The sequence below is a fragment of the Bacillus niameyensis genome, assembly GCF_001375535.1.
Lineage (GTDB): Bacteria > Bacillota > Bacilli > Bacillales > Bacillaceae_C > Lederbergia > Lederbergia niameyensis.
In genome coordinates this window covers 1968530-1985594 of sequence record NZ_LN831197.1, presented here as the reverse complement: position 1 = coordinate 1985594, position 17065 = coordinate 1968530, and the positions used below count along the sequence as shown (strand labels likewise).

Here is a 17065-nt window from a genome sequence, read left to right as displayed (position 1 = left end):
TAGTGATATGAATAACCACTATAGGGATGACAGTTTAACGTTACATACAGATTTATATCAAATAAATATGGCAGAAGCATATTGGCGCGATGGAATTCACAATCGGAAGGCTGTGTTTGATCTATACTTCCGCAGACTGCCATTCGCAAACGGCTATGCCATTTTTGCCGGTCTAGAAAAAGTCATTCGCTTTATTAATGATTTCCGATTTAGTGAAACAGACATTGCCTATTTACAAGATCTTGAATATGAACCCGATTTTATTGCCTTTCTGCGGGATTTGCGTTTTACAGGGACTATTCGTTCAATGAAGGAAGGGGAAGTTGTTTTTAACAACGAACCGATTATCCAAGTAGAAGCACCAATCATAGAGGCACAACTTATTGAAACAGCGATGCTTAACATTGTGAATTACCAAACATTAATTGCAACGAAGGCTTCCCGAATCAAGCAAGTAGTTGGGGACGAAGTAGCTCTCGAGTTTGGAACGAGACGAGCACAAGAAATGGATGCAGCAGTATGGGGGACAAGAGCCGCATTTATCGGCGGTTTTGACGGTACAAGTAATGTGAGGGCTGGAAAATTATTCGGAATGCCTGTTGCTGGTACACATGCACATTCGATGGTTCAAGCGTATCGCGATGACTACACAGCTTTTGTAAAATACGCCGAGGCCCATAAGGACTGCATTTTCCTAGTCGATACATATGATACGCTAAGATCAGGCGTTCCAGCGGCCATTAAAGTAGCAAAAGAATTTGGGGATCGAATCAATTTCAAAGGAATCCGTTTAGACAGTGGAGACATGGCTTTTCTATCGAAAAAGGCGCGAAAACTGCTTGACGATGCAGGATTTACAGAAGCGAAAATTTTTGCTTCAAGTGACTTGGATGAATATACGATCCACCACTTAAAAGCAGAAGGGGCAAAGATCAATTCTTGGGGTGTTGGAACTAAGCTCATTACCGCCTATGACCAGCCTGCTTTAGGAGCAGTTTATAAATTAGTTGCGATTGAAAATGAAGATGGTGAACTAGTCGATACGATAAAAATTTCAAGCAATGCTGAAAAGGTTTCTACACCTGGGAAGAAAAAAGTTTATCGAATTATTAATCGCTTAAATCATAAATCCGAAGGGGATTATATTACGCTTTGGGATGAAAAGCCGGAAGAAGAAAGCCGGATTAAAATGTTCCACCCTGTTCATACATTTGTCAGCAAATTTGTAACGGATTTTGATGCTATCAATCTGCATGAAACGATCTACGAGGACGGGAAACTTGTTTATGAACTTCCTGAGCTGACCGAAATTCAGCAATATGCGAAAGCTAATTTAAACTTGTTGTGGGATGAATACAAACGTTCACTTAATCCGGAGGAATACCCTGTCGATCTTAGTCAAAAATGTTGGGATAATAAAATGAAAAATATTGAGGATATTAAGGAAAAGGTGAACCGTTTAAGAAAGTGAAAAGAGGTGGTTTAAATGGCCGGACTTCAGAAGAAAATTATTGAAGAGCTAAAAGTGAAACCGCAAATTGATGTAAAAGAAGAAATTCGAAAGAGTATCGATTTTATGAAAGAATACTTACAAAAGTATGAGTTTTTCAATGGGTACGTTCTTGGAATTTCCGGTGGGCAGGATTCTACTCTTGTAGGGAAGTTGGCTCAATTAGCTATAGATGAACTAAACAAAGAGAATAATACAGACAAATATAAATTCATTGGAGTGCAAACGCCATATGGCATTCCTAAAGATGTAAGTGATATGGTAGATGCTACTAAGTTTATTGATCCTTCAATCACATATGAAGTGAAAATAAAAGACGCTGTCGATGCGAGTGTAAAAGCGTTGCTAGACGCAGGAGTGCCGATTTCTGATTTTGCAAAAGGAAACGAAAAAGCACGTGAGCGGATGAAGGTTTGGTATAGTATTGCAGCATTCCACAATTGTGTTGTACTCGGGACTGATCATGCCGCTGAAGCAGTAACAGGTTTTTACACGAAGTACGGTGACGGAGGAACAGATTTGGTTCCGATCTATCGTTTAAATAAAAGACAAGGGCGAGAATTGTTAAAGGAGTTAGGGTGTCCTGAACATCTGTATTTTAAAGTACCAACTGCTGACTTAGAAGACAATCGTCCCATGCTTCCTGATGAAGTGGCCCTCGGTGTCTCCTATAACGACATTGACGATTACTTGGAAGGTAAACAAGTTTCGGAAACAGCAAAGAATACAATTGAAGCTCTCTATCAAAAATCAGCCCATAAACGGCATATGCCGATTAACTTATTTGATGATTTTTGGCGCTAAAATACTAGCAAAAGAAAATACAGGTGAAAAGCACTCACAAAAGTGACTTTTTACCTGTATTTTTTGTTATAATTAAAATAAACGAAAAAATCAAAACAGAGGTTATCATGTATATGAATAGAAAACATCTCTGTTAAAAAAATAGATAGTAGGTGCTTTCATTGGCGGATGGGGATATGATGCAGCAGGTTAAAAATATTATTCAAAATATAGAAAAAGTCATGATTGGAAAAACGGATATTGCAACACTTAGCTTAGTAGCTCTTTTAGCTGAAGGACATGTTCTGCTTGAAGATGTACCTGGAGTCGGGAAAACGATGATGGTTCGTGCTCTTGCTAGATCTGTCAATGCTTCGTTCAAACGGATTCAGTTTACACCTGATTTACTGCCATCCGATGTACTTGGAGTATCTGTTTACAATCAAAAAGAGATGGAATTTACCTTTAGACCAGGACCAATTGTTGGAAATATTATCCTAGCAGATGAAATAAATCGGACTTCGCCTAAAACGCAATCAGCCCTGTTAGAAGGTATGGAAGAAAAAAGTGTGACAGTTGATGGTGTAACACTTCAACTTGAAAAGCCATTCTTCGTTATGGCTACACAAAATCCGATTGAATATGAGGGGACATACTCACTTCCAGAAGCCCAGTTAGATCGTTTCCTTTTAAAAATGAAAATGGGTTATCCGAATCAGATGGAAGAAGTAGAAGTATTAACTAGATCGCAAATGCTACCACCTATCGATGAGTTGGAACCTGTTATATCCTTGCAGGATTTACTCGCAATGCAGCATCAAGTTAAAACTGTCTATGTGGATGAGGCAATAAAATATTATATTGTTGAACTTGCAAGACAAACAAGAGAAAACGAGAATGTGTACTTGGGTGCTAGTCCACGCGCCTCTATTGCTTTGATGAAAGCTTCCCAAGCATATGCTTTTATATCAGGCAGAGATTTTGTAATTCCGGATGATGTTCAGTTCCTTACGCCGTATGTTTTTTCTCATCGCCTTATTTTAAATTCTGAATCTAAATATCATGGAATCACTCCTGAACAAATTATAGATTGGATCATTCAAAATACGCATGTCCCCGTAAAAAAGGGTGTTATAAAATGATGAAAGGGAAATACGGCCCTTTTTATAGGCGGATACGTCCTTTTCTTATGGTGGCTTTCTTACTTATTTTGTTAAGTTTGAGTTATACGTATGCCATGTTTCAGGGGGGATTTGTCAGTTGGTTTCTATTCTTTAGCTTTTTACCATTTGCTATCTACTCCTTATTATTTTTTGGATATCGGATTCAAACATTTCAAGCCGAAAGAATGATTCGCTCCCAAGTCTACCATGATGGTGATAACGTTAATGTCACAATTGTTATTAAGAGGGTAATCCCCTTTCCCTTGATTTTTCTAATAGTTGAGGAGCTTTTGCCTGATTCATTGGAAGGAAAACAAAAAAAGCTTTTGTTTCCCGGAATGAAAAGAAAAATAAAAGTTTCCTACAATATGAAAGTGCCGAGGGGAGAACATGTTTTAACTGGTTTTCGCATTGCAACGGGAGATATTTTAGGTTTTATAGAAAAAGAAGCCTTCCTTCCGGTCCGGCAAACAATACTTGTTTATCCACGCTTTGAGGATATTCTTTATCGGCCGCTTGAAAGCAGGTATGAGCATGGTAATGCAGCAAAAGCTTTACAATTTCAAAAGGATACGTCTCTTGTTGCGGGCGTGAGGCAATATCAGCCTGGTGATCGATTTTCCTGGATCGACTGGAAAGCTACAGCTCGAACAAACCAAATGATGGCAAAAGAATTTGAAATTCGGCAAACTCATGATCTTATCATTGTGCTCGATCAAAGTCACTCAGAGCATTTTGAAGAAGCTGTTAAATTTTCGGCATCTTTGACAAAAGCGATTTTGCAATATGGTGGACAAGTTGGCTTTTTTTCAGCAGGAAAGGAAAGGACTTTGATTCCAATTCGAGCAGGAGAATTGCAACTACAGAAAATCCTTATCCACCTTGCAAAAATAAAAGCTGATGGTGAAGTTCATTTAGCAAAGGTTCTGGTTGAAGATGTAACTCTCTACGCTCAGCCAGCTACTAAAATCATTGTTACTTCATTTTTAGACAGAAAACTGATCGAAGCTGTTAGTGCAGAATTACAAAGAAAGGGCGGTGTCATCATCTTTAATGTAAAAAAAGATCACACACCTGCCACTAATGAAGAATTACAATGTAAATTGATGGCGGATCAAAGGGGAATCACAGTCAAAACGCTACAAGAAAATCAATTTAGAACAGCCCTTTCAGAGGTGAAGCAAGCATGATAAAGAGGGGAAGCATATCAACTTTTATCGTCTATAGCTTAGGTTTCTTACTTTTATGGGAATGGCTTCGCCCGCTAGACCAGATTACGGATATAGGGAAAATTCACTATTTTGTCTTCTTTATCGCGTTCATCCTGTTGCTAAACCTTTTAAAAATACACAGTTCGGTTGGATTCATTCTAAAATGTGCAGCGCTGTACTATTTTCTTTTCGCTATTTTTGGAGCTAAAGAGAGTTCTGTATTTTTATGGGGAAAGATTCTAATAAAGGATACTTATGGAAATATCCTTTTGTTACTAAAGGGACAAATCTATGGGCTTACAGATTTATTTCGTTCTTTGCTCTTCTTTATATTGCTTTGGATTATGACTTATTTGCTACAGTATTGGCTTGTCATTAATAAGAGGGTTTTCATTTTTTATATAATGACGATCATATATGTTGGCGTGTTAGATACATTCACTAGTTATAATGGAGAAACGGCCATAATGAGAATTGTGGCAATTGGTTTCATCTTACTCGGTATCTTATTTTTTCAACGATTGTTAAATAAGGAAGATATAGAAAATCGGAAGCGGCTGTTTTTTAAATGGATGATCCCGCTTACGACGATGATCATAGTTAGTGTATTAGTTGGTTATATGTCTCCAAAAGCTGGTCCAATATGGCCAGATCCTGTCCCATTTATTCAGTCGAAAGCAGAAAATGTCTTACCAAGAGATGGAAAAGTCTCAAAAATAGGTTACGGACAAGATGATACTAAGCTTGGTGGTCCATTTTTAAGTGATGACACCGTCGTGTTTGAAGCAATAACCTATGGAAGGCAGTATTGGCGAGTGGAAACGAAGGATGTTTATACTGGAAAAGGATGGACAACTTCAACTAAAGAAGATCCACAGGGAGAGATTCGATCAGGAGATATAATTCCACTTGATATTCAATCCGATAATGATGAGCCGATAAAATCTGCTTTATTATCAATGAAACTACAATATCCTCATATTGTCATTCCGTATGGATTTCTTTCGGTGAATGGAAATGAAAACGGATTTTTCCGATATGATCCAACTTTGACTAAACTACTATCTTATCAATCAGACGGAACTCCAAATGAGTTGGAAGAGTATGAGGTTCAATTTAATAAAACAGCATTTAGTTTAAATGAATTACGTAATACAAATAGACTTCCGAACACTTCACAATTTGATGGTATGAATATGGTGGAACAATATACTCAACTTCCTGAAAACTTTCCATCAAGAGTGAAGATGTTGGCTGAGGAAATCACTGCAGAAGTTGATGATAATTGGTTTGATCAAGCAAAGGCGATTGAGAAGTATTTCAAAAACGGCGAATTTACTTATGATGATACAGATGTAGCAGTGCCAGAAAAGAATCAAGATTATGTCGAACAATTTTTATTTGAGACGAAGCGTGGCTACTGTGATAATTTTTCGACCTCGATGGTCACGCTGTTACGTTCAATAGGAATACCCGCAAGATGGGCAAAAGGCTATGCTCCAGGTAATTATGTCGGTGTTGTAGATGCTCAACATAGCCTTTATGAAATTACGAATAATGATGCCCACTCATGGGTGGAAGTGTTTTTTCCAACAGAAGGATGGGTGCCATTTGAACCTACGATCGGCTTTAGTAACACTGTTCACTATCTTTATGATGAGGATCGTTCCGATGCACCGGTTACTTCGAACGAAAATAATAATGAGCCTGAAGCATTAGAAAAAGAAGAGAAAAATGAAGTGGTGGATAAAGAAGAAACGAAAGAAAAAGAAGAAGCTACTTCTACTACGGCTCCAAAAAACAATACTCTCTCTTTTAATTACTGGATTTATTTGCTGATCATTTTAGGCGGAATAATCATGATAACTAGCCTAGTTTATTGGAAACGAGCTAAATGGATTCCTTATTATTTAATTTGGAAGTTTAAAAAGAAAAATAATAAAGAGACATTAATCATAGCGTATGATAAATTATCAAGACAATTAGAGCGTATTGACTTGAAACGGGGAAAGGGCCAAACGTTGAGGGATTATGCTTTTCATGTGGATAACCATTTTAATACACAAGAGATGAGTATTTTAACGGAACGCTATGAGCGGGCAATTTATCGGGGTGATCTATCAGAATCTGATTGGAGTTACACGAGAAAGTTATGGGAAAATTTAGTAAAAAAATCTACAGGTTGACCATGTTTAAAAACAAGGATAAAATGTAGAAAATTAAGGTTGATCATTTGTTTAAGCTGATAAGCACTTGTTATTTACAGTTTGTTATCATTAAGTAGATGACTCCTTCGATTTTTCGGGGGAGTTTTTTGAAGCAAAAAAGCTAATAGTACTTATTATTAGGGAACTGTGAGCAATTTCGGTGCATATTAGATTAAACTGACGGAGGATTAGACATGTCAAATAGACTAGAATTACATAACCAAGAAATGATTGTTGTCCTTGACTTTGGTAGTCAATATAATCAACTCATCACAAGAAGAATCCGGGAATTTGGTGTTTATAGTGAACTTCATCCTCATACACTTACAGCTGAGGAAATAAAAGCTCTAAATCCAAGCGGAATTATTTTATCAGGCGGGCCAAATAGTGTTTATGGAGAGAATGCTTTTCGGTGTGATGATCGTATATTTGATTTAGGAATTCCTGTGCTGGGAATTTGCTATGGTATGCAATTAATGACAGCTCATTTTGGTGGGGTTGTTGAACGGGCAAAAGGAAGAGAGTATGGAAAAGCAACATTGGAGATTAAAGGAGACTCGGCTCTTTTTCAAGGATTACCTAACGAACAGCTCGTTTGGATGAGCCACGGGGATCTAGTAAAAGTAGCTCCAGAAGGATTTACTGTTGATGCAACGAATCCATCCTGTCCGATAGCAGCAATTAGTCATGCTGAAAAACAATTCTACGGAGTTCAATTTCACCCAGAAGTTCTTCATACAGTCCATGGGAATGATATATTAAAAAACTTTGTATTCGGAGTTTGTGGATGTAAAGATGAATGGACAATGGAAAACTTCATCGAAATTGAGATGGAGAAAATTCGCCAAGAAGTTGGGGACAAGAAGGTTTTATGTGCCTTAAGTGGCGGAGTGGATTCCTCTGTTGTCGCTGTTCTTATTCATAAAGCGATTGGTGATCAATTAACTTGTATTTTCGTTGATCATGGACTTTTACGTAAAGGCGAAGCTGACAGCGTCATGAAGACCTTTAGTGAAGGCTTCCACATGAACGTGATCAAAGTAGATGCTAAAGATCGCTTCTTAAGTAAGTTAAAAGGAGTTTCAGATCCTGAGAAGAAACGTAAAATTATTGGAAATGAGTTCATTTATGTATTTGATGATGAAGCGACAAAGTTGGAAGGAATCGACTTTCTAGCTCAAGGGACACTTTATACCGATATTATTGAAAGTGGAACAGCTACAGCTCAAACGATTAAATCTCACCATAACGTTGGTGGCTTACCTGAAGATATGCAATTTACATTAATCGAACCACTTAATACATTATTTAAAGATGAAGTCCGAAAACTTGGTACGGAACTAGGAATTCCTGATGAAATCGTTTGGCGTCAGCCATTCCCTGGTCCTGGTTTAGGTATCCGAGTTCTTGGTGAAGTAACGGAAGAAAGCTTGGAAATCGTTCGTGAATCAGATTTTATTTTAAGAGAAGAAATTAAAAATGCTGGATTAGATAGAGATATTTGGCAATACTTTACAGTTCTTCCTGGTATCCGAAGTGTTGGTGTAATGGGAGATGCTCGAACTTACGATCATACAGTGGGTATTCGTGCCGTAACATCTATTGATGGAATGACTTCTGACTGGGCGAGGATTCCGTGGGAAGTGCTAGAAAAAATATCAACGCGAATTGTAAATGAAGTGGATCATGTCAATCGAGTGGTGTACGATATTACAAGCAAGCCGCCTGCTACGATTGAGTGGGAATAGGATTCCAATTTTCGAATGATTATAAGTGCCAAAACGCACTGTTTCAATGGTTTTAACTTTTTGTGTGTGAGTAGGAGCTATTCACCTGCAACAATTGTAATTTAAAATGAGACTCTCTTTTATTCATTATCTGTGAATAAAGGAGGGTCTTTTTTTATGTCTAAAAATTACAGAATTACTAGATGATTTTAATCTTAATTAACAAATTGAAGGGAGAGAGCTAAAGTAGTCTTTTATTACCTAGATGAGGAGGGTTTTTCGAATAAACTAGAAAATCATATGTGACGAATAAAGAGTTTGAGGGGGAAAAGTGGCTCATTATCACGTTTTACGAAAGTGAAGTGTAACGATTCAGCAATGATTTATGTAGCATAGGACAATAAATCTTGGTAGAAGATCTAAGCAACGGTTAGTTTATATCAGTAAAACAACTCGAAAGTCCATTTACCTTTTAGGTAAATAATGTTAGACTGGAATTGACCTAAAAGGTAAATTTAATATATATGTAAAGGTGGTTATCATGCAATTAAAGATAATGAAGATGGACCCCAAAAGAAGAGATGTTATTTTAAATGCTGCGCTTAAGGAATTTTCCATGAAAGGATTTGATGGTGCCTCGACAAATGTTATTGCAAAAGAAGCTGGGATCTCAAAGGGACTAATGTTCCACTATATAAATAGTAAAATGGATCTTTTTCTATTCCTATATGATTACTGTACTGACAAGATCAATAAAGAATATCTTGATGCGATGAATTTTAATGAAAAAGATATTTTTGAAAGACTTCGGAAATCATATATACTCCAGATTGAATTATTACAACAGCATCCTTGGATATTTGATTTTATTAAGATTACTGACAGTACGAATTCCGATGGCATCAATAAAAAGCTAGAAGAAAGAGTGAGTGAAAAGCTATCACGATGCCATGAGGAAATGTTTGAAATTGTTGATGAAACAAAATTCAGAGAAGGATTAAATCTTGAAAGATGCAAACAGCTTATTTTTTGGGCGAATGTTGGTTTTACAAATCAGATACTGGAAAATATTCGTAACTCAGAAATTACTGATTTAGATTATGACAAAATTCTTGCAGATCTAGATGGTTATCTTACTGAACTCGAGGAAATATTTTATAAATAAATGTAACTGCTCTTTTAATCTACAAACATATGAAAAAAATAACTATAGGAGGTCTCAAATGGTAATTCATAAAAAGAAACTGCAAATTAATATGTCTGATTCTTTAGAAAGTGAGTCGCCGATTGGAAGTTTCTACAACGTTGAGGGAAGTCGTTTGTTGCTTGATCGTTCAGGATCAGGAAGTCCAGCAGTAGTATTTTTACCAGCTGCAGGGATGGTTGGACTTGATTACCTGAATCTACATCTTAAAATTAGCAAGTGTGCAACGTCAGTGATTTATGATCGATTGGGAACAGGTTGGAGCGATCATGTTAAACTTCCTCGTAGTGCCCTTGAGGTCACTAATGAATTGCGGAATGTATTGCATACTGCTGGTGTTCCGGCTCCCTATCTATTCGTCGGTCACTCATTAGGTGGAATTTATGCACATCGGTATGCACAACGATTTCCAGAAGAGGTTGCTGGGATGATTTTGTTAGAACCGCCTCACGAGGACTTTCTCACCAATACACCAAAATTTAAAAAACGTTACCTCCTTCAGCAGACTATTACTATCATTCGGTCACTCTTAACCTACAAAAAATCCTTCCGTGTTTTGTATAATCAAATGTTTGCAACTTGGCCAGACGAAATCCGTGAATCACTAATTGAATATCATCTCAAGACATTATTGAAAACGGTTGCGGAGAGAAAAAACTTAAACAGCAAACTCTATGAAGAGATACGTAAAGGAGGAAACCTGCCAGATATTCCCTTGATCGTGTATACAGCGATGGGAATCGACCCATTCATGACTCCAATCACGAGTAAATCATTTCTTCGCGATACACTCGATCCATTCAACAATATTAAAAATGCCGTTTACAGGAAATTAGCAAATTCCGTTCCGCGAGGAGAACATCGTATCCTTAAAAGTGCTGGACATACTACAATCCATACTGACTGTTCAGATGAGGTAGCCGAAGCGATCAGTAATTTAATTGAATTAATTAATACACATGGAGAAGGTACATCTTAAGAAAGAAATATGATGGATCATCCAGGTATTAAAGATGACCTGGATGGCGGAATGAGGGATGAAATGGTTCGTCAATCAATAATTCAAAAGTTTGATAAGCGAATCAATTTCATAATTGCCTTTTGGAAAAAAACGATCCGTTCAATATAATTTGTATTAAAGCATGTAAACACAACGTTAGAGCTTATATACCTGATTTCCGTTGCAGGCGGGGGGCGGTGAGCTTCCTCGTCGCTACACTTCTGCGGGATCTCACCTGTCACGCCAATCCCCCAACATGTTTCGGTATTATAAAAAATATGATTCAATCAACAAGATATGAACTGGTTGAAGATTTAGCTGTAAAATGGTGTGTGAATGAAGATAATCTAGAATTTGTCGTTTCCAATTATAAACCTAATCATAAACGTCAAAATGGTGAATCTGAGCTGAAAAACACCAGTGATTATAGTAAATATAAAGAAACCAACGCTAATCCAGTAAGTAAATTGCAGTATTGGAAAACCTTTCGTCAGGATTTAGACGCATTAATGGAAAAAGAAATATTGCCGCTAAGAAAGAAGTAATATTTATGAAATAAATATTTTAAAGGGAAGAAAATAAAACTCTGATTTTCCTCTTTTAGAGAGAGACGAGATTGATATTTTTCCCATATACGCTTCATTAATTATATGGCTGATATTTTTGTTGTGTATTAATTAAAAGTGAACTATCAATATCCTTGAGCATATTCTGTATTAGTATTGTTCTGGGGGGGAAGTTTAATATAACTTTACTATATTTTAGAATAGCTCCATCTATTGAAATAGCTCTAGAGGGAGCTATTATTTTTTTAAAATAATAATTTCTATATAATTTAGATAGTCGAGCATTGACGAATGCAAGCTATAATGATAGAATATATTCATCGTCAACGAAGGAAATATTATTTTTAAAATAACATTTAAGTGTTGACACTGTTTTTAAAACATGATATATTAATAAAGTCGCCAATGAGCGCGGCAGAATTTGATCTTTGAAAACTGAACGAAACGAACGTCAATAATAAATAGATGATCATTTGATCATCGCCAGCTTTATATGAGCTAAACAAACTTTAAATGAGAGTTTGATCCTGGCTCAGGACGAACGCTGGCGGCGTGCCTAATACATGCAAGTCGAGCGAATGGATGGGAGCTTGCTCCCTGAAGTTAGCGGCGGACGGGTGAGTAACACGTGGGCAACCTGCCTGTAAGACTGGGATAACTCGCGGAAACGTGAGCTAATACCGGATAATTTCTTTCTTCACATGGAGAAAGGTTGAAAGACGGTTATGCTGTCACTTACAGATGGGCCCGCGGCGCATTAGCTAGTTGGTGAGGTAACGGCTCACCAAGGCGACGATGCGTAGCCGACCTGAGAGGGTGATCGGCCACACTGGGACTGAGACACGGCCCAGACTCCTACGGGAGGCAGCAGTAGGGAATCTTCCGCAATGGACGAAAGTCTGACGGAGCAACGCCGCGTGAGTGAAGAAGGTTTTCGGATCGTAAAACTCTGTTATCAGGGAAGAACAAGTACCGTTTAACTGACGGTACCTTGACGGTACCTGACCAGAAAGCCACGGCTAACTACGTGCCAGCAGCCGCGGTAATACGTAGGTGGCAAGCGTTGTCCGGAATTATTGGGCGTAAAGCGCGCGCAGGCGGTCTCTTAAGTCTGATGTGAAATCTCGCGGCTCAACCGTGAGCGGTCATTGGAAACTGGGGGACTTGAGTGCAGAAGAGAAGAGCGGAATTCCACGTGTAGCGGTGAAATGCGTAGAGATGTGGAGGAACACCAGTGGCGAAGGCGGCTCTTTGGTCTGTAACTGACGCTGAGGCGCGAAAGCGTGGGGAGCGAACAGGATTAGATACCCTGGTAGTCCACGCCGTAAACGATGAGTGCTAAGTGTTAGAGGGTTTCCGCCCTTTAGTGCTGCAGCAAACGCATTAAGCACTCCGCCTGGGGAGTACGGCCGCAAGGCTGAAACTCAAAGGAATTGACGGGGGCCCGCACAAGCGGTGGAGCATGTGGTTTAATTCGAAGCAACGCGAAGAACCTTACCAGGTCTTGACATCCCGCTGACCGGTCTGGAGACAGGCCTTTCCCTTCGGGGACAGCGGTGACAGGTGGTGCATGGTTGTCGTCAGCTCGTGTCGTGAGATGTTGGGTTAAGTCCCGCAACGAGCGCAACCCTTGAAATTAGTTGCCAGCATTTAGTTGGGCACTCTAATTTGACTGCCGGTGACAAACCGGAGGAAGGTGGGGATGACGTCAAATCATCATGCCCCTTATGACCTGGGCTACACACGTGCTACAATGGATGGTACAGAGGGTTGCGAGACCGCGAGGTTTAGCCAATCCCTTAAAACCATTCTCAGTTCGGATTGTAGGCTGCAACTCGCCTACATGAAGCCGGAATCGCTAGTAATCGCGGATCAGCATGCCGCGGTGAATACGTTCCCGGGCCTTGTACACACCGCCCGTCACACCACGAGAGTTTGTAACACCCGAAGTCGGTGGGGTAACCTTTTGGAGCCAGCCGCCGAAGGTGGGACAGATGATTGGGGTGAAGTCGTAACAAGGTAGCCGTATCGGAAGGTGCGGCTGGATCACCTCCTTTCTAAGGAATAAACGAAAAGCGGAGGCGCCTGTCCATCGACGTACAAATATCATAGATTCTGACGAGATAAAGGAAACACGATGAGCCATTAGGCGAATCGATGTTGACTTATCGTAGGAAGAAGCGTAGATATTTGCTAGTCGATAGGCGCCAGAGCTAGACATCGTAAAAAAGACGTTTCGTTTCGTTCAGTTTTGAGAGTTCAAACTCTCAAAAGTTTGTTCTTTGAAAACCAGATAAAATGAGAAGATATAAACCGAGAAACATTCACCTTACGGAGAATTCCGTAAGAAAACTAGTAAGACCTTATTAAGGTCGAGCAAGGAGAAGCGAGAAGATCAAGGAAGCAAATGAGTGAGCGCCGGAGCGTATATAATACGTGAGGATGCGAATGAATGAAGCTGACGCAGAGATTCGAAGCTTATCATTGCACGAACGATTAAGTTAGTAAGGGCGCACGGTGGATGCCTTGGCACTAGGAGCCGATGAAGGACGGGACTAACACCGAAATGCTTCGGGGAGCTGTAAGTAAGCTTCGATCCGGAGATTTCCGAATGGGGAAACCCTCTGCTCGTAATGGGGCAGAATCCATTTCTGAATACATAGGAAATGGAAGGCAGACCCGGGGAACTGAAACATCTCAGTACCCGGAGGAAGAGAAAGAAAAATCGATTCCCCGAGTAGCGGCGAGCGAAACGGGAAAAGCCCAAACCAAGAGGCTTGCCTCTTGGGGTTGTAGGACACTCTATACGGAGTTACAAAAGGATGATGTAGACGAAGCGGTCTGGAAAGGCCGGCCACAGAAGGTAACAGCCCTGTAGTCGAAATGTCATCCCCTCCTGAGTGGATCCTGAGTACGGCGGGACACGTGAAATCCCGTCGGAAGCTGGGAGGACCATCTCCCAAGGCTAAATACTCCCTAGTGACCGATAGTGAACCAGTACCGTGAGGGAAAGGTGAAAAGCACCCCGGAAGGGGAGTGAAATAGATCCTGAAACCGTGTGCCTACAAATAGTCAAAGCATGGATGCGTATTTCCCTATGGGAAAACGCTGTGTGATGGCGTGCCTTTTGTAGAATGAACCGGCGAGTTACGATTTCATGCAAGGTTAAGTTGAAGAGACGGAGCCGCAGCGAAAGCGAGTCTGAATAGGGCGCATATAGTATGAGGTCGTAGACCCGAAACCAGGTGATCTACCCATGTCCAGGGTGAAGGTAAGGTAACACTTACTGGAGGCCCGAACCCACGTACGTTGAAAAGTGCGGGGATGAGGTGTGGGTAGCGGTGAAATTCCAATCGAACCTGGAGATAGCTGGTTCTCTCCGAAATAGCTTTAGGGCTAGCCTTGAGAAAGAGTCTTGGAGGTAGAGCACTGTTTGGACGAGGGGCCCTCATCGGGTTACCGAATTCAGACAAACTCCGAATGCCAAAGACTTGATTCTCAGGAGTCAGACTGCGAGTGATAAGATCCGTAGTCGAGAGGGAAACAGCCCAGACCGCCAGCTAAGGTCCCCAAGTATCCGTTAAGTGGAAAAGGATGTGGAGTTGCTTAGACAACCAGGATGTTGGCTTAGAAGCAGCCACCATTTAAAGAGTGCGTAATAGCTCACTGGTCGAGTGACTCTGCGCCGAAAATGTATCGGGGCTAAACGGATCACCGAAGCTGCGGATTGACACCGTAGGTGTCAGTGGTAGGAGAGCGTTCCAAGGGCTGTGAAGCCAGACCGGAAGGACTGGTGGAGCGCTTGGAAGTGAGAATGCCGGTATGAGTAGCGAAAGAAGGGTGAGAATCCCTTCCACCGAATGCCTAAGGTTTCCTGAGGAAGGCTCGTCCGCTCAGGGTTAGTCGGGACCTAAGCCGAGGCTGAAAAGCGTAGGCGATGGATAACAGGTCGATATTCCTGTACCACCTCCCCGCCGTTTGAGTAATGGGGGGACGCAGGAGGATAGGGTAAGCGCGCTGCTGGATATGCGCGTCCAAGCCGTTAGGCTGAAGAGGAGGCAAATCCTTCTCTTTAAAGCGGAGCGGTGATGGCGAGGGAAATATAGTACCGAAGTTCCTGATTCCACACTGCCAAGAAAAGCCTCTAGCGAGGCGGGAGGTGCCCGTACCGCAAACCGACACAGGTAGGCGAGGAGAGAATCCTAAGGTGATCGAGAGAACTCTCGTTAAGGAACTCGGCAAAATGACCCCGTAACTTCGGGAGAAGGGGTGCTCTTTTGGGTGAAAGCCCGAGAGAGCCGCAGTGAATAGGCCCAGGCGACTGTTTAGCAAAAACACAGGTCTCTGCGAAGCCGCAAGGCGAAGTATAGGGGCTGACGCCTGCCCGGTGCTGGAAGGTTAAGAGGAGTGCTTAGGCGCAAGCCGAAGGTACGAATTGAAGCCCCAGTAAACGGCGGCCGTAACTATAACGGTCCTAAGGTAGCGAAATTCCTTGTCGGGTAAGTTCCGACCCGCACGAAAGGCGCAACGATCTGGGCACTGTCTCAACGAGAGACTCGGTGAAATTATAGTACCTGTGAAGATGCAGGTTACCCGCGACAGGACGGAAAGACCCCGTGGAGCTTTACTGCAGCCTGATATGGAATGTTGGTGCAGCTTGTACAGGATAGGTAGGAGCCGTCGAAGCAGGAGCGCCAGCTTCTGTGGAGGCATCGGTGGGATACTACCCTTGCTGTACTGACATTCTAACCCGCACCCGTGATCCGGGTGGGAGACAGTGTCAGGCAGGCAGTTTGACTGGGGCGGTCGCCTCCTAAAGAGTAACGGAGGCGCCCAAAGGTTCCCTCAGAATGGTTGGAAATCATTCGCAGAGTGTAAAGGCACAAGGGAGCTTGACTGCGAGACCTACAAGTCGAGCAGGGACGAAAGTCGGGCTTAGTGATCCGGTGGTTCCGCATGGAAGGGCCATCGCTCAACGGATAAAAGCTACCCCGGGGATAACAGGCTTATCTCCCCCAAGAGTTCACATCGACGGGGAGGTTTGGCACCTCGATGTCGGCTCATCGCATCCTGGGGCTGTAGTCGGTCCCAAGGGTTGGGCTGTTCGCCCATTAAAGCGGTACGCGAGCTGGGTTCAGAACGTCGTGAGACAGTTCGGTCCCTATCCGTCGCGGGCGCAGGAAATTTGAGAGGAGCTGTCCTTAGTACGAGAGGACCGGGATGGACGCACCGCTGGTGTACCAGTTGTCTCGCCAGAGGCATAGCTGGGTAGCTATGTGCGGAAGGGATAAGTGCTGAAAGCATCTAAGCATGAAGCCCCCCTCAAGATGAGATTTCCCTTGGTTTATACCATAAGACCCCTGAAAGATGATCAGGTTGATAGGTCTGAGGTGGAAGTGTGGCGACACATGGAGCTGACGGATACTAATCGGTCAAGGGCTTAATCAAACAAATGTTTTTCAATTACTACTTCTCTTTTATCTGGTTTTGAGGGAATGAACCTCATTAAAAGGATCTTCTGCTAAGATCGCTCACGTCCTGTGAGCAACGCAGAAGTCAGCACATCCTGTGCAAGTAGTCTGGTGACGATAGCGAAGAGGTCACACCCGTTCCCATCTCGAACACGGCAGTTAAGCTCTTCAGCGCCGATGGTAGTAAGGGGCTTCCCCTTGTGAGAGCAGGACGTTGCCAGGC

Annotated in this window: 10 protein-coding genes and 3 rRNA genes; all 13 read left to right on the top strand. The window is 41.6% G+C overall.

The window, feature by feature from the left end:
* The first annotated feature begins 7 nt into the window (after nt 1–7).
* The 13 genes from BN1243_RS09505 to rrf all read left to right on the top strand — a co-directional run bounded on the left by BN1243_RS09505 (nt 8) and on the right by rrf (nt 17065).
* Nucleotides 8–1471, top strand: a complete 1464-nt coding sequence (locus BN1243_RS09505; RefSeq protein ID WP_062106262.1) for a nicotinate phosphoribosyltransferase — start codon at nt 8–10, stop codon at nt 1469–1471.
* Nucleotides 1472–1486: 15 nt separating this feature from the next.
* A complete protein-coding gene (nadE, locus tag BN1243_RS09500; RefSeq protein ID WP_062106260.1) occupies nt 1487–2314 on the top strand; it encodes an ammonia-dependent NAD(+) synthetase in 828 nt (275 codons plus the stop codon).
* Nucleotides 2315–2490: 176 nt separating this feature from the next.
* Nucleotides 2491–3435, top strand: coding sequence for an AAA family ATPase (locus BN1243_RS09495; protein ID WP_062110538.1), 945 nt, complete (start codon nt 2491–2493; stop codon nt 3433–3435).
* A complete protein-coding gene (locus BN1243_RS09490) occupies nt 3432–4646 on the top strand; it encodes a DUF58 domain-containing protein (RefSeq protein ID WP_062106259.1) in 1215 nt (404 codons plus the stop codon). Before BN1243_RS09495 ends, BN1243_RS09490 begins: the two co-directional genes overlap by 4 nt.
* Nucleotides 4643–6853, top strand: a complete 2211-nt coding sequence (locus tag BN1243_RS09485) for a transglutaminase TgpA family protein (protein ID WP_062106257.1) — start codon at nt 4643–4645, stop codon at nt 6851–6853. Before BN1243_RS09490 ends, BN1243_RS09485 begins: the two co-directional genes overlap by 4 nt.
* Before the next feature lie 215 nt (nt 6854–7068).
* On the top strand, nt 7069–8622 hold the full coding sequence (gene guaA / locus BN1243_RS09480; protein ID WP_062106255.1) for a glutamine-hydrolyzing GMP synthase: 1554 nt from the start codon (nt 7069–7071) through the stop codon (nt 8620–8622).
* 520 nt (nt 8623–9142) lie between these two features.
* On the top strand, nt 9143–9766 hold the full coding sequence (locus tag BN1243_RS09475) for a TetR/AcrR family transcriptional regulator (RefSeq protein WP_062106253.1): 624 nt from the start codon (nt 9143–9145) through the stop codon (nt 9764–9766).
* 58 nt (nt 9767–9824) lie between these two features.
* On the top strand, nt 9825–10784 hold the full coding sequence (locus BN1243_RS09470; RefSeq protein ID WP_062106250.1) for an alpha/beta fold hydrolase: 960 nt from the start codon (nt 9825–9827) through the stop codon (nt 10782–10784).
* 9 nt (nt 10785–10793) lie between these two features.
* Nucleotides 10794–10934: a hypothetical protein gene (locus tag BN1243_RS22070; protein WP_230200157.1), complete on the top strand. Its 141-nt coding sequence runs from the start codon at nt 10794–10796 to the stop codon at nt 10932–10934.
* A 149-nt stretch (nt 10935–11083) separates the two neighbouring features.
* Entirely contained in the window at nt 11084–11350 is a 267-nt protein-coding gene (locus BN1243_RS09465) for a hypothetical protein (RefSeq protein WP_230200156.1), read from the top strand.
* A gap of 530 nt (nt 11351–11880) precedes the next feature.
* Nucleotides 11881–13428 (top strand): 16S ribosomal RNA (locus BN1243_RS09460).
* A 437-nt stretch (nt 13429–13865) separates the two neighbouring features.
* Nucleotides 13866–16819: ribosomal RNA gene (locus BN1243_RS09455) — 23S ribosomal RNA — on the top strand.
* A 130-nt stretch (nt 16820–16949) separates the two neighbouring features.
* Nucleotides 16950–17065: ribosomal RNA gene (gene rrf / locus BN1243_RS09450) — 5S ribosomal RNA — on the top strand.
* The 16S, 23S and 5S rRNA genes sit together here, the layout of an rRNA operon.